The sequence below is a fragment of the Methylocystis rosea SV97 genome, from assembly GCF_000372845.1.
In the GTDB taxonomy this organism is placed as follows: Bacteria; Pseudomonadota; Alphaproteobacteria; order Rhizobiales; family Beijerinckiaceae; genus Methylocystis; species Methylocystis rosea.
The window spans coordinates 2892205-2910861 of record NZ_KB889963.1 but is presented as its reverse complement, the minus strand read 5'-3'; the positions used below and the strand labels follow the sequence as shown (position 1 = coordinate 2910861).

At 63.4% G+C, this 18657-nt stretch carries 18 protein-coding genes and 1 tRNA gene; 10 read left to right on the top strand and 9 right to left on the bottom strand.

What is annotated here, in order from left to right; all coding sequences use genetic code 11:
• The first annotated feature begins 453 nt into the window (after positions 1–453).
• Together rsfS and rlmH are read left to right on the top strand one after the other, a co-directional pair.
• Positions 454–798 carry a ribosome silencing factor gene (rsfS, locus tag A3OO_RS0115425; protein WP_018408739.1) on the top strand — a complete coding sequence of 115 codons (345 nt, stop codon included), beginning with the start codon at positions 454–456 and terminating at the stop codon, positions 796–798.
• Positions 799–860: 62 nt separating this feature from the next.
• On the top strand, positions 861–1340 hold the full coding sequence (gene rlmH, locus A3OO_RS0115420) for a 23S rRNA (pseudouridine(1915)-N(3))-methyltransferase RlmH (protein WP_018408738.1): 480 nt from the start codon (positions 861–863) through the stop codon (positions 1338–1340).
• Positions 1341–1815: 475 nt separating this feature from the next.
• Here rlmH and A3OO_RS0115410 read toward each other — a convergent pair whose 3' ends face one another.
• Complete coding sequence (locus A3OO_RS0115410; protein ID WP_018408736.1) at positions 1816–2139, bottom strand: hypothetical protein; 324 nt, start codon at positions 2137–2139, stop codon at positions 1816–1818.
• Between the two features lie 236 nt (positions 2140–2375).
• Positions 2376–2849, bottom strand: a complete 474-nt coding sequence (locus tag A3OO_RS0115405; protein WP_018408735.1) for a YgaP family membrane protein — start codon at positions 2847–2849, stop codon at positions 2376–2378.
• A gap of 167 nt (positions 2850–3016) precedes the next feature.
• Between A3OO_RS0115405 and A3OO_RS0115400 the strand changes: the two genes are divergently transcribed.
• From A3OO_RS0115400 to A3OO_RS0115375, 6 genes are all read left to right on the top strand, one after another.
• Positions 3017–4309: an adenylosuccinate synthase gene (locus A3OO_RS0115400; RefSeq protein ID WP_018408734.1), complete on the top strand. Its 1293-nt coding sequence runs from the start codon at positions 3017–3019 to the stop codon at positions 4307–4309.
• A 384-nt stretch (positions 4310–4693) separates the two neighbouring features.
• Entirely contained in the window at positions 4694–5182 is a 489-nt protein-coding gene (locus tag A3OO_RS0115395; RefSeq protein WP_018408733.1) for a DUF2948 family protein, read from the top strand.
• 28 nt (positions 5183–5210) lie between these two features.
• Positions 5211–6512 (top strand): histidinol dehydrogenase, encoded by a 1302-nt coding sequence (hisD, locus tag A3OO_RS0115390; RefSeq protein ID WP_018408732.1) that lies wholly within the window; start codon positions 5211–5213, stop codon positions 6510–6512.
• Positions 6513–6514: 2 nt separating this feature from the next.
• The gene (locus tag A3OO_RS0115385) at positions 6515–6994 is read left to right on the top strand and encodes a UPF0262 family protein (RefSeq protein ID WP_018408731.1); all 480 of its coding nucleotides are present in this window, start codon (positions 6515–6517) and stop codon (positions 6992–6994) included.
• 81 nt (positions 6995–7075) lie between these two features.
• Positions 7076–8503: a GNAT family N-acetyltransferase gene (locus A3OO_RS0115380; RefSeq protein WP_018408730.1), complete on the top strand. Its 1428-nt coding sequence runs from the start codon at positions 7076–7078 to the stop codon at positions 8501–8503.
• Between the two features lie 6 nt (positions 8504–8509).
• A complete protein-coding gene (locus A3OO_RS0115375) occupies positions 8510–8959 on the top strand; it encodes an arsenate-mycothiol transferase ArsC (RefSeq protein ID WP_040573456.1) in 450 nt (149 codons plus the stop codon).
• 150 nt (positions 8960–9109) lie between these two features.
• On the opposite strand, the gene A3OO_RS0115370 is transcribed toward A3OO_RS0115375, so the two are convergent.
• The 5 genes from A3OO_RS0115370 to A3OO_RS0115340 form a co-directional block, all read right to left on the bottom strand.
• Entirely contained in the window at positions 9110–10285 is a 1176-nt protein-coding gene (locus A3OO_RS0115370; RefSeq protein ID WP_040573924.1) for an amidase, read from the bottom strand.
• Positions 10286–10600: 315 nt separating this feature from the next.
• Complete coding sequence (locus A3OO_RS0115360; protein WP_018408726.1) at positions 10601–11071, bottom strand: DUF2269 family protein; 471 nt, start codon at positions 11069–11071, stop codon at positions 10601–10603.
• Entirely contained in the window at positions 11068–12363 is a 1296-nt protein-coding gene (locus A3OO_RS0115355; protein WP_018408725.1) for an SDR family oxidoreductase, read from the bottom strand. Before A3OO_RS0115355 ends, A3OO_RS0115360 begins: the two co-directional genes overlap by 4 nt.
• 337 nt (positions 12364–12700) lie before the next feature.
• On the bottom strand, positions 12701–12880 hold the full coding sequence (locus A3OO_RS0115345) for a hypothetical protein (protein ID WP_018408723.1): 180 nt from the start codon (positions 12878–12880) through the stop codon (positions 12701–12703).
• Between the two features lie 48 nt (positions 12881–12928).
• Complete coding sequence (locus A3OO_RS0115340) at positions 12929–13858, bottom strand: SMP-30/gluconolactonase/LRE family protein (protein ID WP_018408722.1); 930 nt, start codon at positions 13856–13858, stop codon at positions 12929–12931.
• 337 nt (positions 13859–14195) lie between these two features.
• Between A3OO_RS0115340 and A3OO_RS0115335 the strand changes: the two genes are divergently transcribed.
• Positions 14196–16640 carry a TonB-dependent receptor gene (locus tag A3OO_RS0115335; RefSeq protein ID WP_026223029.1) on the top strand — a complete coding sequence of 815 codons (2445 nt, stop codon included), beginning with the start codon at positions 14196–14198 and terminating at the stop codon, positions 16638–16640.
• A 12-nt stretch (positions 16641–16652) separates the two neighbouring features.
• Here A3OO_RS0115335 and A3OO_RS0115330 read toward each other — a convergent pair.
• Together A3OO_RS0115330 and A3OO_RS0115325 are read right to left on the bottom strand one after the other, a co-directional pair.
• Positions 16653–16730, bottom strand: a tRNA-Pro gene (locus A3OO_RS0115330).
• 49 nt (positions 16731–16779) lie between these two features.
• The gene (locus A3OO_RS0115325; protein ID WP_018408719.1) at positions 16780–17379 is read right to left on the bottom strand and encodes a MerR family transcriptional regulator; all 600 of its coding nucleotides are present in this window, start codon (positions 17377–17379) and stop codon (positions 16780–16782) included.
• A gap of 159 nt (positions 17380–17538) precedes the next feature.
• Here A3OO_RS0115325 and A3OO_RS0115320 point away from each other — a divergent pair, with 159 nt between their 5' ends.
• Positions 17539–18651 carry a COX15/CtaA family protein gene (locus tag A3OO_RS0115320; RefSeq protein ID WP_018408718.1) on the top strand — a complete coding sequence of 371 codons (1113 nt, stop codon included), beginning with the start codon at positions 17539–17541 and terminating at the stop codon, positions 18649–18651.
• Positions 18652–18657: the final 6 nt, after the last annotated feature.

The window sequence follows — 18657 nt, the reverse complement described above, 5'->3', positions numbered from 1 at the left end:
TGTTGTAATTTGAGCACTGGGCCGATTGATGTGCTTCGCAACGCTTTGTTAACTTAGCCGAATCGGACGCCGGCGGCGCGCCTCTCGCGGCACGAATTCAGCAGTTTTTCCCCGCTTTTTGCACCGCCGACTGGCGTGTCGGCAATTTCGTCCTACGCTTTTGGCGCAAATCGATTATGCTTTTCATGTTCCGGCTTTGAGGTTCCTCCCGCCTCTCGATTAGCCCGAACCGCCTTCCAAAGCCCGGCGCTTGAGCCGGGCTTTTTTCTTAGCCCCCTCGGCAACCCCGCAGTTTCTATTGCAATTTTTCAGCAAGAGCCCCATCCTTGTGTGGCGGCGGGCTCTCTTCCGGGCTTTGGGCCGCGAAGCATGAGGGTTGCAACGCTGTCGACAGGTGTTCATCCGGGTGCGGCTCCTGGTCCGCTCCGACCGGAAATTGGCGCAAGCGCCCAATTGACCGGCTCAATCGTGCAAAAGGTTCTCGCCAGCCTGGACGAAACCAAGGCCGAGGACATTGTCTCCATCGATCTGCGTGGAAAAACGGCGCTCGCCGATGACATGATCATCGCGACGGGTCGTTCGACCGTGCATGTCGGCGCCATAGCCGACAGAGCGATCAAGGCCCTGAAGGCGGCGGGCGTCGTTGCCCCGCGGGTCGAAGGCCTGTCCCAGTGCGACTGGGTGCTGATCGACGCTGGCGACGTCATCGTCCACATCTTCCGGCCCGAGGTGCGCCAGTTCTACAATCTTGAAAAGATGTGGGGCGGCGACCGACCGCTGGAGATTCGCCTGGTCTGACGGGAGCGGACGCAAGCGCGCCCTTGGGATCGCTTGTACCCTCTGGTCGTGCTTGGCGTTGGATGAAACTGGGACTGATCTGCGTCGGCCGCCTGAAGGCGGGTCCCGAGCGAGAGCTTTTCTCGCGCTATGCCGAGCGCATCCGCGCCTTGCGGCGGCTGGGCCTCGAAGGTCTCGAACTTAAAGAGATCGATGAGAGCAAGGCCTCCTCCAGCGCCGAGCGGTCATCGCGCGAAGCGATGGAACTGCTTGCGGCGCTGCCTGCCGAATCGCGGCTGGCGGCGTTTGACGAGCGGGGCAGGGCGGAGACAAGCGCAGCCTTCGCGCAATTCATCGCCTCCGAACGCGACAGAGGCTGCAAGGCGCTGTGGTTTGCGATCGGCGGCGCCGAGGGGCTCGACGAGAGCGTGCGCGCGCGAGCGACGGCCGTCTTGTCCTTCGGCGCGATGACGCTGCCGCATCAGCTGGCGCGCATTCTCGCGGCGGAGCAGATTTATCGGGCGATGACGATCTTGTCGGGGCACCCCTATCATCGGCAATAAGATGGCTGCGGTATCCCCCCGCGAAGCGGTTACCCTATCGACTCCTCGACAACCGGCAGTCCTGACACGTCCCGCGCATGTTGCGACAAGTCGTAGCTCACAGTGGTGACCTCAGGGCATCGTTTGCACGCCGCCTCGCCCTCCTGAGCATGCCAGCGGCATTCCTTTCGGATAGCGCATGGCGGCAAACTGTCGACTGCAGTGGGCAGCATTTTCACGACTCGCGAAGCCAAGCGACAATCTGCGCCGTCGAAGTGCGGACATTTATGCTCAGCGCATGTCGCCGCGAGTCGAAATATTTCGGTCGGCTTTAAAGGGGCGGACAAGGCAAGGGTCTCGGGCGTCGCAGGAAGCCGCTCGTTCAGATATTGGACGACGGGACTCGGCCCGTCATGCTGAACGACGCCCAAGACCATCGCTCGATCCATGCCGGGCTGCGCGCTCGGACAAAGTTTCGACATGGGCTTAGATCCAGCTATTTTTGTTCAAGCTGAAGAATTTCAGGGGGAACGGGAATGCCGACAATGATGTGGCGACCAATGGAATAGACCGCGCCGCCCTGTTCGCCCGCGAACGCTCCCAGATGGCCTGCGATGTCGTTGGCAAGCGCCTGCGTCTCGCCAAGCGTCACTTGTGAAGCGATCGACTCTGGAACGGGAATGCCGCGAATTAAATAAGACACCGAAACGGCGTCAGGAACCTCCAGTTTGAATTTTGGATGTTTCGCGCTCGCGGCCTTCACGGCGGCCTGAACGGATTCAGTGAACTTGCTTATGGAGATGGAAACGGACTTTTTCATTCTGAAACCCCTGCTTACTGAAACTTATCGGGCAAATTCGACAAGGCAAAAAAGATCGCCCCTCGACAGCCAAGCTGTCAGCAATGCAATCTTCCGCGCCAAGCTAAACTGGCTGCACGCTAAATTGAATGTACCTTTGGATACATGCGCGCGCTTTTTCCGATATACGCGTGACGCTTCCCTCCGCTGTTTCGTTCACGTCGAGTTTCGCGAAAATTCTTATAGAGGCTCGCGCTCTAATGCACGGTGCGCCCGTGCATCTCGCAGCCGAGCCCGGCCGCGCGCGCCGCCTCCTGCACCTTGTTGTCGGCCTTTTTGACCTTGTCGAAGTCGCCGCGCAGCGCCTTGAGCGCGTTGCGCTCCTGACCGATTTCCTCGGCCGTTCGGAACGACAATCGACGCAGGAGCGGCAAGGGCGGGCACCAGCCCTGCAGCGCGTGCTGGAGCAGAAAGCCGCTGACGAGAACCGGCAGCGCCAGCCAGCGGCGATCTGACGTTAAGCCGAGCGCCAGTCCGACGAGCGCCACTGAGGAGGCGTTGGCTTCGAGCGCCCGCTCAATGTCCCACTCCCGATCAAGCTCTTCGAGACGTTCGTCGATCTTCTCCGGGTGTTTGGCGAAATAGGACAGCCGCGCCTGCGTTTCCTTGCGGATGGCGCGGTTGATGTCCTCATCGGTGTGGCTTGGGACTCGAGCGACCGTGGTCGGCATGCATTCTACCTCCCTTATTTGTTTCCAACCGAAAAGGCCGCTCGAAGTTCCTGATTTTCGGACCGTCGGCGGCCTTTACGCTCTCGGCGGCATGCGCTAAACCCCTGCGGTAACGAGCCCCGGCGTTACGCGCGGGGCTTTTTCTATTTGGAGATCGAGATACGGCCATGGCGAATGTGGCGGTGGTCGGCGCCCAGTGGGGCGACGAGGGCAAGGGCAAAATCGTCGACTGGCTGTCGCTGGAGGCTGACGTCGTCGTGCGCTTTCAGGGCGGCCATAACGCCGGGCACACGCTCGTCATCGACGGCGTGACCTATAAGCTTGCGCTGCTGCCCTCGGGCATCGTGCGGCCGGGCAAGCTTTCCGTCATCGGCAATGGCGTCGTCGTCGACCCGCATTTCCTCGTCGGCGAGATCGACCGGCTGCGGGAGCAGGGCGTCGCCATTTCGCCGATGAATCTCAAGATCGCCGAAAACGCGCCGCTGATCCTTTCGCTGCACCGAGAGCTTGACGCGCATCGCGAGGACGCGGGCGGCGGCGCCAAGATCGGCACGACGAAGCGCGGCATCGGACCCGCCTATGAGGACAAGGTCGGCCGCCGCTCGATTCGCCTCATGGATCTCGCCGAGCCGGATCTGCTCGACGACAAGATCTCGCGCGTGCTCGCGCATCACGATCCGCTGCGGCGTGGCCTGGGCCTGCCCGAGGTGGACCCCGCCGCGCTGCGCGAGGAGCTATTGTCCGTCGCGCCGCGCATCCTGCCGTTCATGGACGCGGTGTGGGAGCTGCTCGAGGACAATCGCCGCGCCGGAAAGCGCATCCTCTTCGAGGGCGCGCAGGGCGTGCTGCTCGACGTCGACCACGGCACCTATCCCTATGTGACATCGTCCAACACCGTCGCCGCGTCGGCGGCGAGCGGTTCGGGACTTGGTCCCGGCGCGATCGGCTATGTGCTCGGCATCGCCAAGGCCTATACGACGCGCGTCGGCGGCGGCCCGTTTCCGACCGAGCTTCATGACGAGATCGGCCAGTTGATCGGCGATCGCGGCCGCGAATTCGGCACCAACACCGGACGGCGGCGGCGCTGCGGCTGGTTCGACGCCGTGCTGACGCGCCAAGCGGTGAAGACGTCCGGCATCAACGGCGTCGCGCTGACGAAGCTCGATATTCTCGACGGTTTCGACGAGATCAAAATCTGCACGCATTACATGCTCGACGGAAGGCGCATCGAGCGCTTGCCGGCCTCGCAGGCGGCGCAGGCGCGGGTGCAGCCGGTCTATGAAAGCTTCCCCGGCTGGAAGGAATCGACGAGCGGCGCGCGTTCCTGGGCGCATCTGCCGGCGCAGGCGATCAAATATGTGCGTCGCGTCGAGGAGCTGATCGAGGCGCCGGTCGCTTTGCTCTCGACGAGCCCTGAACGCGACGACACCATCCTCGTGCACAATCCGTTTCAGGATTGAGCGCGGATTTACCTCCCCCTTGTGGGGAGGTCGATCGCCGAAGGCGATCGGCTGGGGGTTGCGCCAAAACCCCACCCGGCTCGCTTTGCTTGCCACCCTCCCCGTAAAGGGGAGGGATTACGCAGCGGAAAAACGTCTCCTGCTTTTTTCGGCGAGCGTTCGAATAGCGTTCCCGCGTCATGCCCGTGCGTGTCGCAAGCATCCACGCGTCGCCGTTGCGGCTACTTTGCACGTATCGCACAACGCCCCTGCGTCGTTGGCCCGGACAAGCCCCGCCAGTTTGGAAACGTGGAGCCGAGAAAATCCCATTAACTTAACTTGACGCCGCTCGTAGGGTTGCGCCCCCCCGCGCCCTTCGCCATATCGGGCGAAGGAGGAGAGGATATGGAACCACCCAATCGGCCTTGTGAGCTCGCCTTGCGTCTGCATGCGCTCGACAGCGAAGATCTTTCGCTCCTCTCGGCGCATCTGCAGGACGCCCTGGTGCGCGTCGGCGACATCGCCTTTCTTGCCGACAAGCGCCGGTTCGCCCTGGTGGGGTCGCGTTTCGACTGGGCCGCTGAACTTGACGGCCGACTGGAGCGCTGCCGCTGCGGCCTGCATTTCGAAGGCGTGCAGCGCGTGCGCTGCCAGCGTATCTGCCGCGACCAGCCCGACGCGATCCTCGAACTTCTGGCGGTCACCTTCGAGCCCCACCCCGAGCCCCCGTCGGGAGTCATCCGGCTCTTTTTCGCCGGCGGCGCGTCGATCGCGCTCGACGTCGAATGCGTCGAGGCGCAACTTTGCGACGTGGGACCGCGCTGGAAGGTCGCCGCCCGGCCGAGCCATGATTTCAGCGGCGAACTTGACGAGCACGCTCCCCGAGGGCCATGACAGCCGGACTTCCCGGCTGGAGAGGATCATGACCCTGCGTTTGGACGCTGCGGCGCCCGATTTCGAACAGCGTTTCGCGTCGCTGCTCGCCATGAAGCGTGAGGCGTCGCAGGATGTCGACGATACGGTCCGCGGCATCATCGAGGACGTCGTCGCGCGCGGAGACGCGGCGCTTGTCGACTATTCCAAGCGCTTCGACCGCATCGACCTTGAGGCGACTGGCATCGCCGTTTCCCGCGAGGAGGTCGCGGCGGCGGAGGCCAAATGCTCCGCCGAACAGCTCGCCGCCCTCGATCTCGCGCTCGAGCGGATCACCACCTTCCACGAGCGGCAGAAGCCGCAGGATCTGCGCTTTCGGGACGCCGCCGGCGTAGAGCTCGGCTGGCGCTGGACCCCGCTCGACTCGGTGGGCCTCTACGTGCCCGGCGGCACCGCCGCCTATCCGTCTTCCGTGCTGATGAATGTCGTGCCCGCGAAGGTCGCCGGCGTGAAACGCATCGTCATGGTGGTCCCGACACCCGGCGGCCATGTGGAGCCGCTGGTGCTCGCCGCCGCCAAGCGTTCCGGCATTGACGAGATCTACCGCGTCGGCGGCGCGCAAGCCGTGGCGGCGCTGGCCTATGGCACGAAGACGATCGCGCCCGTCGTCAAGATCGTCGGGCCGGGCAACGCCTGGGTGGCGGCGGCGAAGCGCCGCGTCTTCGGTCAGGTCGGCATCGACATGATCGCCGGCCCCTCTGAAGTGCTGATCCTTGCCGACGCGACCGCCAATCCAGACTGGATCGCGGCCGATCTTCTTGCGCAGGCCGAGCATGACGAATCCGCGCAGTCGATCCTGATCACCGACGACGCCTCGCTGGCCGACGCGGTCGTCGCCGCCGTCGAGAGGCATCTCTCGACGCTTTCGCGCAAGGAGATCGCCGGCGCCTCCTGGCGTGACTATGGCGCGACGATCATCGTGAAGACTCTCGCCGACGCGCTTCCGCTCGCCGACCGCATCGCCGCCGAACATCTTGAGATCATCAGTGAAGACGCCGAGGATCTCGCCACACGCGTTTCCAACGCCGGCGCCATCTTCATCGGCGCCTATACGCCCGAAGCCGTCGGCGATTATGTCGGCGGCTCCAACCATGTGCTGCCGACGGCGCGCTCGGCGCGCTTCTCGTCGGGTCTGAGCGTGCTCGACTTCGTCAAGCGCACGTCGATCCTGAAATGCGACGCGGACTCGCTGCGCGCTATCGGCGCCGCCGCCGTCACCCTCGGCGAGGCCGAAGGCTTGCAGGCCCATGCGCGTTCGGTGTCGATCCGCCTCAATCAGCTCGAGGCGTGAGGGTGGAGTCAAACGAGTCGAAGCGGCTGATCTCCGTCACGCTCGACGAAAACTCGATCGGCCGCGGCTCGGCGGATCAGGAGCATGAGCGCGCCATCGCGATCTACGATCTCATCGAGGAAAACAGTTTCGCGCTGATTGGCCATCATGGCGGACCTTATGAGCTGCTGATCTCGCTCGTTGACGCCAAACTCGTATTTAAGATTTGCGACGCGGAGGGCGTCTGCCTCGTCACGCACATTCTCTCGCTGACGCCTTTCAGGCGCATTCTCAAAGATTATTTCATGATTTGCGAAAGCTATTACGCGGCGATCCGCCATGCGACCCCGAGCAGGATCGAGGCGATCGACATGGGGCGTCGTGGCCTCCATAACGAAGGCGCGCAGCTTCTCCTCGAACGCTTGAAAGGCAAGATCGACACAGATCAGGATACGGCGCGCCGTATCTTCACGCTGATCACGGCGCTGCACTGGAAGGGCTGAGCGCCGCGCTCGGTCGCCACTGTCGAGAGCGCTGCGGCGCAAGGCTTAGCGCTGTCACATTGTCATCATGGAATAATCCGCATGGGCAAAAGTAATTCGGATCATTTAGCCGAGCTGCGGCTGTCGATGGAAGTTGAAGGCGGCGAACTGCTCCGCGCCTTCGTTCGCGAAGCGTCGCTGGTCGAGGGGGTTCCGCCGATGACCGCGAACCTGATCGCCGCCGACGCCGCGCAAACATGGCAGATTCTCTGCGGGTCGCGCACCAACGGAGAGCGCGCGGCGGTTCTTCTGTCCTCCTCCAAAGGCGAGGCGCGCGCACGGATTCTGCTCAACGGCCATTCCCGATTTTCCGCTGTCGTTGGTTCACTGAGCGCGCAGGTACGGCGAGATGCGGGATTATCCTACCGGGAACGCGGCGTCGACGGATGGGAGATCACGATCCATCGCGGTTTCGCCCCCTCTCGCGAAGCGGCGGAACGTCACGACGAGTCGATCGACGAAGCCGCAGAGACGACGGAAACGGTGCGGATCGACGTGCCTCGGCAGGACGACTCGGCGGCGATCGCGCGCTGCTTTCTGGCGGTCTACGGACATAATTACGTTCACCGGGAAGTCTTTTCTCCGCATCGCTATTGGCGGAAGGTCGAAAGCGGAGAGCTCATTCCGGTCGTGACCCGCGATGCGCGCGGCGAGGTCATCGGCCATGTCGCGCTCGAGCGCGAGCCCGGCGCGGCGATCGCCGAACGCGGCGAAGCGGTCGTGCTTCCGTCCTACCGGGGACGCCATCTCCTGGAGCGCATGACCGAGCGGCTGACGAACGAGGCCACGAAACTCGGGCTCGTCGGGATCTACGCCGAGCCGGTTACGACTCATACATTTTCACAGCGCAACGACGAGCGGGCCGGCATGCCGACATGCGCGATCCTGCTCGGCGCGGCGCCCGAAACCTCGCATTCGAAGGATCTGCCTGTTCCCACGGCCGGACAGCGCCAGAGTTTTCTGCTGACGTTCCGCTTCCTGGAAGCCGGGCGGGCATGCGAGATCGTCGCGCCTCCGGCGTATCGCGACGTCATGACGACGACATACGACCGTCTCGGGGTCGGCGTTTCTCTCCGCGAGAGCGGAACGCCAACAGAGACCCGGTCGATGACGAGCGTCATGGTCAACCCATGGGGCTATGGCAGGATTCGCTTCGAGATGATCGGATCGAACGCCAGCATCGAATTGAGCCAGGCGGTGAGCGACGTCAGCGGGCTCGGCGCGCGCGCCGTGCAGCTTTCCGCGCATGTCGACGACCCGGGCTTGCCGCTCCTGGTTGAGAGCGCGCGCCGTCAGGGATTTTTCTATTGCGGGCTGGCGCCGGACTTCTCCGACGGCCGAGATCTGCTGCTGATGCAGCATGTGAGCGAGCCGCTCGACATCAACGAACTGCAATTGTTCACGGACCAGACGAAGGAGCTTGCGGCGTTCATCGAACGAGACCGTCAGTCAGCGCAAAGCCAGCGATAAGAATGCGTGAGCAACGTGGCGCGTCCCCAATCCATTCTCTTCGCCTGCACGCTGAACACTGTCCGATCGCCGATGGCGGAGGCGATCGCGCGGTATTATTTCGGCCGCGAAACCTATTTCGCTTCCGCTGGTCTGAAGCGCGGGGCCCCTGACCCTTTCGCCATAGCCGCGATGGACGAGATCGGCGTCGACATTTCAGCGCATAAGCCGCACACGTTCGAAGATCTCGAAGATTCCAATTTCGATCTGATCGTGACGCTGTCGCCCGAGGCGCATCACAAGGCGCTGGAGTTTACGCGCACGATGGCCGTCGACGTCGTCTACTGGCCGACGCCCGACGCGACCGCCGCGCAGGGCTCGCGTGAGGCTATTCTCGACTCCTATCGCGACGTGCGCGAGCGGCTGACAGGGCGGATCAAGGATCTGCTCGGACACGGTCCGCCTCTGAGCGGATGATTATGTGTCTGGCGGCTCCGCTATGTCATTCCCGACGCGCGAAGCGCGATCGGGAATCCAGAGTTGCGACGCGGAGAGGATTTTGCTCTGGATTCCCGGTCAGGCCTTCGGCCCGCCGGAAATGACAACCCGGTTGCGTATAGAAAATACTCAAAGAGACGGCTTCATCTGCGCGCAGAAGCGCTGCGCAAGGCCGATCAGCGCGTGGTCCGAGCCGCGTCGGCCGATGAAAGAGAGCGCAACGGGCGCATCGCTTGTCGGAAGGGGAATGCTGATCTGCGGCAGGCCAAAGAAGCTTGCGATGAGAAACAGGCGCATCATCTGATAGCGCTTGGCGTCGAGCGTTTCCTCGCTTTCGGTGAGCAGCGGCGCGCGAAACGGCGCCGTCGGCGACACGAGGAAGCCTTGCGAACCGAGGAGCGCGTCGATTTTCTTGCGCGCCTCCTCGCGGAAACTTTCAGCGGCTTTCTTTTGGTCGGCCGTGACCTTCGCCGCATAGGCGAAACGCTGCTCGACGCCCTTGCCGAAAGTCGGGCTGTTCGCCGAAATCCACGCGCCATGCGAGGCCCAGGCCTCGAAGGCCTGCATGTTGCGGAAATGTCCGAGCGCCGTCGTGAAGAAGTCGTCGCCGAGCGTCGCTTCCCGCCAGGGGCCGGAAGCCTTCAGAGCGTCGACGGGATCCGCCGCCGCCGAAGCGAAATCCATCCCGACTCCCGAGAAGGCGTCGGTGAGCAGCACGGCTTCTTTGAGTTCGGCGTTCTCCGCGTTTTCCGGCAACAAAGCCTCGCCGACGGAGGCCATGACGCCGATGTCGCGGGCGAACCAGCCGATGGCGTCGAAGGACGGCGCAAGCGGAATGACTCCATCCATCGGCGCGGCGCCATGCGACGCGCGGAAGCCAAAAACCCCGCAAAAGGCCGCCGGCGCGCGACAGGAGCCGGCGGTGTCGGTGCCGATGGCGAAATTGACGAGGCCGGCGGCGACAGCGACCGCAGAGCCGGAAGACGAGCCGCCGGGGTGACGATTTTGCGCGGCCGGATTGATCGGCGTGCCGTAATGCGGATTGGCGCCGAGCAGGCTATAGGCCATCTCGTCCATTTGCGTCTTGCCGACGAGCCGCGCGCCCGCATCGAGCAATCGGGCGACGACGGGGGCGTCGCGCTCGGCAGGGGCGTGGGTCGCCGCCCATTTCGGATGGCCGTTGGCCGAGACGTTTCCCGCGACGTCGATGTTCTCCTTGACGACGAAGCTCGCGCCGGACAGTCGTCCCGGCGTTTCCGTGCTCCGGTTTAGAACGACGGACAGCGCGCCGAGATCGTCCTTCATCGGCATCCTTCCTTCCGGCGGGTCTATAGGCGGGCGCGGCGGGAATCCAAATAGCGCCCGGGCGCGACTATACTGAAGAATGTGGCGAGACAAAATGCAGACGCCGCGGGGAGACTGCTGTTGCGCCATTCGCAGGCTTACGCCAGATTGTCCGCTGCGGCGTGCGACCATTGGAGACGCAACATGGATGAGTTCGGCGGGGGCTTTATACGCAACGTCATGATTGGCTTTGCGCTGGCTTTGGCCTTTTCCATCATCTACGTCTGGTACACGCGATAGGGAAACCCTCGCGCGTCTGGGGACGGTCGCGCGGCGTCAGAAGATCAGCGGCTTGGCGATCATCAGCCATATGATCGTCATAACGGCGCCGAACGCCGGAAAGCCGAAAGCGAACCACCACCAGAAAAGTCGATGGTAGATCTGCGGTAGCGGCTGGTTCGCCGCCATCGCAGCTTGCGCGAGATCGCGGATGCGCATCTGCATCCACACGACAGGCAACCAGAACGCGCCGGTCAAAAGATACAGCGCGATTGAGAGCGCGATCCAGCCTTCGGTGAGCGAATAGCCGGCTAGCCATGTGAGCGCGACGCCGGTGATGGGCTGAACCACCACGGCCGAAGTGGTAAAGACGAAGTCCGCGATCACGACGATGCGCGCCACTCCGGCGATGACCGGCACGGAGCGGGAGAAATGCGCCATCAGCATGAAGAACGCGATTCCGGCGCCCGTGCCAAGCAATACTGCGGCGCCGATGACGTGAATGTATTTGAGGAGGAGATAAATCACCGGTCGTCGACAATCGCCAGAGAAACGACGTTGAGCACCATCACCGACCAGATCTTCAACATCGGCCCGAGCGGATCCCTCCAGAGTCGCGGCACGAGGATGGTTCCGAGGATGAGGTACACGAAGGATAGGACAAGCGCGGCGAGCAGCGCAACTTTCGATGTGCGGCGAAAGGCGATGGCGACGCCGATGATAAGATCGGATGTGGCGCCCGCGATCACGGCCAGCGGCGCGATTGGGCCTGACAGTCCGCCCTCGTACAAAAGCCCGAGCCCCATGTCCCATCCCGGTCCGTAAGAGACCAGCGCGGTCGAAATCCAGAACAGCGCCGTAACGGCGAAGATCAGCGGTTTGAGCGCGTAGATGCGCGCAAACCATTTTTCGCGCACGTCGGCGGGCTCGGCCATAAGCGCCGCTTCAAGCGACTGCGGTTTGATTCCCGTCATGTCTGTCCATTGCGTGGGATCGCCGATGGCGCCGCGGACCATTTCCTGTTTGGCGATGCTGCGGATCGGCGTGCGCCATCCCAGCCAAGCGAAGAAATCTCCGAGGCGATACATCCAGTCGATCAGCCGGTCAGGGACGTCAACGAGCAGGGCGGGGCGCGATCCGAGCCATTTGCGATAGTTCGCGACGACCTCGTTGAAGGTCAGGCGCTGCGGTCCGACGATCTCCAGCTCCACACGTGCGGGCGCCGAGGGCGCGAGAAAAAAAAGCACCGTCGCCACGACGTCGTCGAGCTGGACGATCTGCAGTTCCCCCGCGTTCCGGAAGCGGGGGAGGATTGGCAACGCCGCCAGTCCCCGAAACAGCGCGCTGCCGCCGTAAGCGCGGCGCCCGAAGACGACGGAAGGCCGCAGAATGACCCAGTCGAGTCCCGTGGCTTTTAGGGCGGCGTCGCCTTCCGCCTTGCTCTTCGAGAATTCGCTTGGCGTCTGCCGGTCGACGCCGATGGCGGAGAAATGAATGACGCGCTTGACGCCGGCCTGTTCGCAGGCCGCAAACAAGGTGGCTGGGCCATGGCTATGCGCGGCGTCAGTGGAATCGGACCCGCTTCCGCCAAGCACCCCCGCGCAATTGACGACGGCGTCGACGCCCTCGAGATAGGGCGTCCATTCTTGCGCGGAGTCGACGCTTCTCAGATCGATCGACACCCATTGCGCCTGAGGAAATTGCCGTCGGACGTTGGCGCGCCCGCGCGATACGGCGATCACCGCATGGCCGGCCGTGAGAAGTTTTGCGAGAATGCTTGAGCCGATGAGGCCGGTCGCACCAACCAGAAGGACTTTCATTGGCCCGCCTTGGCTCGTCTATCATAATGTTGATGGTGCGATGCGCGCGAGACGAAGCGGCCGTCACTGCCGCGCAAGCCATGGTAGAGTTTCATATAGCGCGCCTCCCGAACACGGCGTCTGCGTAAAGCGCGCCGAGTTCAACCGCCGCTTAGACAATCCGTGTTGGCAAGAGTAGCGCATAAGCCGACGCCGACCACGCCGGCCGCCTAGCGCAGCATTTTATAGATGATGCCAAACAGGCTGGCGTTGACCGTCGCCAATAGGAACAGGATCAGTGCCGTCTCTGCGAGCCGAGGCATGGCGCGCCTCATATATTGAGGTTGCGAACCGAAAGCTACCTAACGCGGCTGCGCGCACCGACAATGCGCATCCAGGCGATCTCGCGCAGGAAATTGAACGCCGCGCCGTCCCGATGCGCGTGCTCGAGAGCGGCCAGCGTAGAGCTTGCGTCGTGGCGTGCTTCGACCGTCGCGGGGCTTGCGTCGAGCCGCGCCGCCGGGGCGACCCCTTCCACTTAAGATGACGCGCCATTCTCGAAGCGCAGAGCGCGCAAACGCCGGCCTCATGACGGCGCCTCGTCCGCAAAGAGGTTGGGCGGACGTCCTTCCACGCCCGGCCGACAGCGAAAAATGCCGCCTGCATGAGGCTCCTGCTGCTTTGAAACGCCCTGCGATGCGGAGGTGACATAGAGCGAGCGATAATCTGCGTCTCCGAACGCGCACATCGTCGGTTGGCTGACCGGCAGACGAATTTCGCGGCTTATGGCGCCATATGGCGCGATGCGCACGATGCGCCCGCCGCCATACAGCGCGCACCAGTAGAAGCCTTCGCTGTCGACCGCGGCGCCGTCAGGCTTACCGTCAGATTGCTCGAAATCCGCAAAGACCCGCGGAGACGATAGGGCGCCGCTTTCAATGTCGAAATCAAAAGCCGTCACCGTGCGCGTGGGCGTATCCGCAAAATACATGATGCGATTGTCCGGACTCCAAGCCATGCCATTGGCGATCACCGCACTCGCGGCCGCCGGACGCAGCGCCTGTCCATGAGCAAGAAAATGAACCGGCGCCGCGCCGCTGAGAGGGCCGGCGGCGCTTGCGCTGCGCGCGCTCGGCAACGGATCATATTTCGCGCCAATCCAAAAGCGGCCGCGAGCGTCGCATTTGCCTTCATTGAATCGGTGTGTGAGCGGATTGTATGGAAGCGCATTGAGCGAGGCGAACCCGCCCTCAAAAAGGGAGATCCTTGCAAGTCCCAGCCGCAAGGCGGCGAGAATCTCGTCGCTGCGGCAGAGCGCAAAGGCGCCGATCTGGCACGGCATAATCCACCGCTGGTCTTCGCCGCTGCTGGGATCGAATCTGTGTAAAGCAGGCTCTTCGATGTCAATCCAATAGAGGCGCTGCTCGCGCTCGGACCATGTCGGGCTTTCGCCGGTGATCGCGCCCGCGTCATGCACGAGCTCCACCTGCTCAAAACGTTCAAAGCGCGGCGCCATGATATCACTCGAGCCCGATTGTCGAGCCGGCTTGGAAGTTAGGGCGGCGCCAATCAGTCACCCCGTGAGCATGGCCAAGGTTGAAGAAGCCTGAGTGAGGGGCGCATCTCGCCAGGCGCGCGCTCCCTCAAGACGACCCGTGATGTTTCTGCATCACTCCTGAGAAAAGTGCGCGCGAGATAATAGCGCGCCATTTCATCGACTTGCTGAAAAGCAAGTTTGACGCATACAGTCTGTGAGGTTCCCGCAGGGCGCGGTTAAGCCGGCTGACGGCGCGTTCGCGCCCAATCGACACGACCCTTCGCAGTGATGGCCCATGTTTGCTGCGGAGTCCTTGATGTCATCTCGTTCAGCCTTGGTCTGCTTTCTTAGCGCAGTCTTTGCGGCGCCGCCTTCGTTCACCGCACAGGCTCAAACCGCGCTTCCCACAATCCAAGTCGGGGGGCGTCGGACTGCTCCAGCAGCCCGTTCTCACGCGCCCGCGCCAGGACCCGTAGCGCGCGTTCGTCCGGCTTCGCAGCCGCCGCGCGCTTCGCCGGTCGTCGCTGCGGTCAGTCGACCACCGGCGGAGCCTTCTGGACCCCAGCCGCCGCCGATCACCGCCTCAAGCGAAAAGTTCTTCACCGGCAAGGAGGTCAACGCGCTTCCCTTCGCGCGCCCCGGCGACGCGCTGGAGATCGTGCCGGGACTGGTCGTCACGCAGCACAGCGGCGAAGGCAAGGCGAACCAGTATTTCCTGCGCGGATTCAATCTCGACCATGGCACCGATCTGGCGCTCTATCTCGACGGCATGCCGCTCAATATGCGCACCCATGGCCATGCCCAGGGCTACGCTGACAGCAATTTTCTGATCCCCGAACTCCTGTCCTACGTCCTTGCCCGCAAAGGGCCGTATGACGCGCAGGACGGCGACTTCTCGTCGGCGGGTTCGATCTACATGCAATACAAGGACAGGATCGACAAAGGCTTCTTCCTGCTCACCGGCGGCAGTTTCGGCTATGCGCGCGCGCTCGCCGTCGCGCCTTACCAGGATTTCGCCGGAGGCTCCGCCTATGGCGCGGTCGAAGCGCAATATTACAACGGACCCTGGGAGCGCGGCGACAATATGTGGCGCCTCAACAGCGTGTTGCGCTGGTCGCGCGGCACGCAGGAAGACGGCGCCTCCGTGACCTTCATGGGCTACGCCAACAAATGGTACGGAACGGACCAAATTCCGAGTCGCGCGGTCAGCGCCGGGTTGCTGTCGCTATGGGGCACGATGGACCCCACCGCCGGCGGCGCGACCTCGCGCTTCTCGCTCTCGTCGCGCTGGAGTCAGGTTGAAGGCGATCACGCCACGCGCGTCGAAGCCTATGTCGTCCATTCGACCTTGGACCTCTACAGCACTTACACCTATTTCCTGGCGCATCAGGATTTGGGCGACCAGATCCGTCAGTTCGACGATCGCACGCTCGTTGGCGTCAACGCGCAGCATGCGATCAGATGGGCCGACGTTAATGGCGCGCCGGTCGAAACGCGCGTCGGCTTTCAGGGACGCTACGACGACATTCGGCTTGGCCTGCAGGAGAGCGTGCGTCGACAGCTCTATGACACGCTCAGCAACAATGCGGTCGGCGAAGGCAGCATCGGCCTCTGGACCGATACGTCGGTGCGCTGGACGCCCTGGCTGAAGACCGTCGCCGGCGCGCGCTTCGACTATTACAACGCCGCCGTCAGCTCGCGCCAGACACTGTTGGACGCGCCGAAACTTGTGACGAGCGCCGGCCTGCCGGCGTTTCTTCTCACGGGAGCGTTCAACCAGGGCGTCAAGAACGCGTCGCTGTTCAGCCCGAAGCTCTCGATCATCGTCGGCCCCTTCTACAAGACGGAATTCTACGCCAATTACGGCGAAGGCTTCCACTCGACCGACGCACGGGGAACGGTGCTGCGAGTCTCCACAGCCGAACTTGCGGACAATGACGGTTTCGTTCAGGCGGCTTCAATTCCGCTGCTGGTGAAATCACGCGGCGCCGAGATTGGCGCCCGCGCCAAATTCATCGAGGGACTCGATTCCAGCATCAGCCTGTTCTGGCTCAATCTCGAATCGGAGAACCAGTTCGTCGGCGATAGCGGCACGACCATCTTCGGTCGCCCGAGTCGCAGATATGGCGTCGAACTCGCCAACAAATACGCGCCGAATTCCTGGATCAGATTTGACGGCGACGTGGCGCTCGTTCATGCGCGCTACCGCGGCGTCGACGTTGCGCAGAGCTTGGCGTGGCTCGATTTGATGACGCCTGACGCATTGTCTTATGGGACATTCTTGGGCAATGCGCCCGGCAATTATCTGTCGAACGCCATCGCGGTGACGGCGATGGGCGGATTGGAGCTCGGCGAGACGACCGGATGGTTCGGCGCGCTGAAATATCGCTATTTCGGGGCCAGGGCGCTCACTGAGGACGGTTATTTCAATTCCCCGGCCACCGGCACGTTGAACGCGCGACTGGGCTATCGATGGGCGGATGGCTGGCGGCTGCAGGTCGACGCCTTCAATGTTTTCAACTCGCGTTCCGACCAGATCACATTTGCCTATGGCTCGCTCCTGCCGAGCGACCCTCTTTATGCGCAGTGCGTCGTAAGCGTCGCTCCCGCCCAGGTTTGCGGCGTCGGCGTCATGGACCGCCATCTCAAGCCGCTTGAGCCCGCGGCTGTGCGCGTGACGGTGAGCGGGCCGCTCAATTTCGACGGTTCGCTCGTCGGTCTCCCCGATCGCGCGGCGCTTTTCTCGCGGCTGCCGAACTGATCGCCGCCCGAATGGTCGGAGTGGCGGGATTCGAACCCACGACCCCTTGTCCCCCAGACAAGTGCGCTAACCGGGCTGCGCTACACTCCGACTGGCGCCGTTATAGTGAGGCGGCGCGGCGCTGGCAACGCCTGGGTCGCTATCGCCTGGTCAGTTTGAGCAAGCGTTTGCATTCCTCGATCTCGGCCAGAACCTCGCGCAGGATTCGCGTTTGCGGCGCGGCAAGGGGGCGGGCTTCATTGCGTCCCGCAGTCGGCGCAAGTGGCTCGTCAAGTTCGACGGCGGGTGCCGCGTCCTGGGCTTCGATTCCGGAAAGATCGGGGTCTTGCGCGCGAAGAGCGGCCAGTTTGTCGGGCGAGAGGGCCGCGTCCGTCTCGTCTTCGTCACGCGTTGACCCGATTCGTCCCTCGCTCACGCCCGGACGGGAAGGGGAGGGAGTCCCGGGCAGATCCCCTTGGCGTCGCCCCGCGCCCGCGCCCGCCAGGACCGCCTCGACGCCAGCCTCCTTGAGGATGCGCTGCACGCCCCTGATCGTATAGCCTTCGTCGTAGAGCAGGCGGCGGATCGCGATCACGAGTTCAATGTCGCGCTCCCGGTAGAAGCGCCGCCCGCCGGCGCGCTTAAGCGGATTGATCTGCTTGAAACGGGTTTCCCAGAAGCGCAGCACATGCGCGGGAAGGTCGAGGCTCGCCGCGACCTCGCCGATCGTGCGCATCGCTTCATCGCTCTTGCCCGACACCTGATCCCTCGACTCAAGCCGCGCTATTCTAACATCCGCAGCGGCGCAGTTTTCAGCCAAATTGACCCGACTCGCCGGAGACGGCCGCTGGGTGTGGACAAGCGAGGGCCGCATCCCTTAACTGGCCGCCGTCATCCGCCTCCCAACCCTCGGCGTCTCATGGAAGATTGGCTGCATTTTCCCCAACCCGTTCCGGCGATCAGACACCATGCAACCGAGGCGAACGCCCGGGCGGTGCGCAACTGGCTGTGGATCGTCGCGGGGCTGGTCTTTTTGATGGTCATCGTCGGCGGCGCGACTAGGTTGACCGAATCGGGCCTATCGATCGTGCAATGGAAGCCCGTCACCGGCGTGCTGCCGCCGCTGTCCCAGCAGGAGTGGCAGGAGGCGTTCGAGGCATACAAGCAGATTCCGCAATATAGGGAACTGTTCCCGGACATGGATGTCGCCGGGTTCAAATACATTTACGCCTGGGAGTGGGCGCATCGTCTTCTCGGACGGGTGATCGGCGTCGTTTTCGCCGTTCCGCTCATATGGTTTTGGGCGACCGGCCGCCTGCCGCGTTCGGCGAAGCCGAAGCTTGTCGGCATTCTCGCGCTCGGGGCGCTGCAGGGCGCCGTCGGCTGGTGGATGGTCGCATCCGGCCTCGTCAACCGTATCGAGGTGGCGCAGGAGCGCCTCGCGATTCATTTGCTGCTCGCCGCGCTGATCTTCTCTGCCTGTTTATGGGTGGCTGGCGGCCTCGGACCGCGCGCCGTCTCTCTCGTGCATGGGGGCGCAGGTCGGCTGAAGGCGGTCGCGCTGACGATCCTGGCTTTTGTGTTTCTGCAGATTTTCGTCGGCGGCCTTGTCGCTGGACTGCGGGCGGGACTCGTCAATAACACTTGGCCGTTGATGGACGGCGTCTTCGTTCCTCCGGCCGATGTCTTGTGGCGATTGGAGCCGGTCTGGACCAATCTCGTCGACAATCCGGTCACCGTCCAATTCTTCCACCGCATGATCGCCTATCTGATCTTCGCTCTGGCGCTCGGGCATCTTCTGGACGCGTGGATGAACGCGGAAGGACGCGCGCGCCGCGGCGCCGTGATCCTGTTCGGCCATGTGCTCATGCAGATCGCGCTTGGCGTTGCGACGTTGGTGCTCGTCGAGCCGCCCTTCGCCGGCGACCCGCATCTCGCGCTGGCGCTGGCGCATCAGGCGATCGGCATGGCGGTGTTGGGCGTCGCCACGCTGCAGGCGCGACGGCTTGTGCAAGACGTGATCACAAACTGAGGCGGT

Excerpts from the sequence above, each read along its gene's own strand:
- A3OO_RS0115400 (WP_018408734.1), top strand. The coding sequence starts at position 3,017 with ATGGCGAATGTGGCGGTGGTCGGCGCCCAGTGGGGCGACGAGGGCAAG.
- hisD (WP_018408732.1), top strand. The coding sequence starts at position 5,211 with ATGACCCTGCGTTTGGACGCTGCGGCGCCCGATTTCGAACAGCGTTTC.
- A3OO_RS0115335 (WP_026223029.1), top strand. The coding sequence starts at position 14,196 with ATGTCATCTCGTTCAGCCTTGGTCTGCTTTCTTAGCGCAGTCTTTGCG.
- A3OO_RS0115405 (WP_018408735.1), bottom strand. The coding sequence starts at position 2,849 with ATGCCGACCACGGTCGCTCGAGTCCCAAGCCACACCGATGAGGACATC.
- A3OO_RS0115410 (WP_018408736.1), bottom strand. The coding sequence starts at position 2,139 with ATGAAAAAGTCCGTTTCCATCTCCATAAGCAAGTTCACTGAATCCGTT.
- A3OO_RS0115370 (WP_040573924.1), bottom strand. The coding sequence starts at position 10,285 with ATGAAGGACGATCTCGGCGCGCTGTCCGTCGTTCTAAACCGGAGCACG.
- A3OO_RS0115380 (WP_018408730.1), top strand. The coding sequence starts at position 7,076 with ATGGGCAAAAGTAATTCGGATCATTTAGCCGAGCTGCGGCTGTCGATG.
- rlmH (WP_018408738.1), top strand. The coding sequence starts at position 861 with ATGAAACTGGGACTGATCTGCGTCGGCCGCCTGAAGGCGGGTCCCGAG.
- A3OO_RS0115355 (WP_018408725.1), bottom strand. The coding sequence starts at position 12,363 with ATGAAAGTCCTTCTGGTTGGTGCGACCGGCCTCATCGGCTCAAGCATT.
- A3OO_RS0115340 (WP_018408722.1), bottom strand. The coding sequence starts at position 13,858 with ATGGCGCCGCGCTTTGAACGTTTTGAGCAGGTGGAGCTCGTGCATGAC.
- A3OO_RS0115395 (WP_018408733.1), top strand. The coding sequence starts at position 4,694 with ATGGAACCACCCAATCGGCCTTGTGAGCTCGCCTTGCGTCTGCATGCG.
- A3OO_RS0115320 (WP_018408718.1), top strand. The coding sequence starts at position 17,539 with ATGGAAGATTGGCTGCATTTTCCCCAACCCGTTCCGGCGATCAGACAC.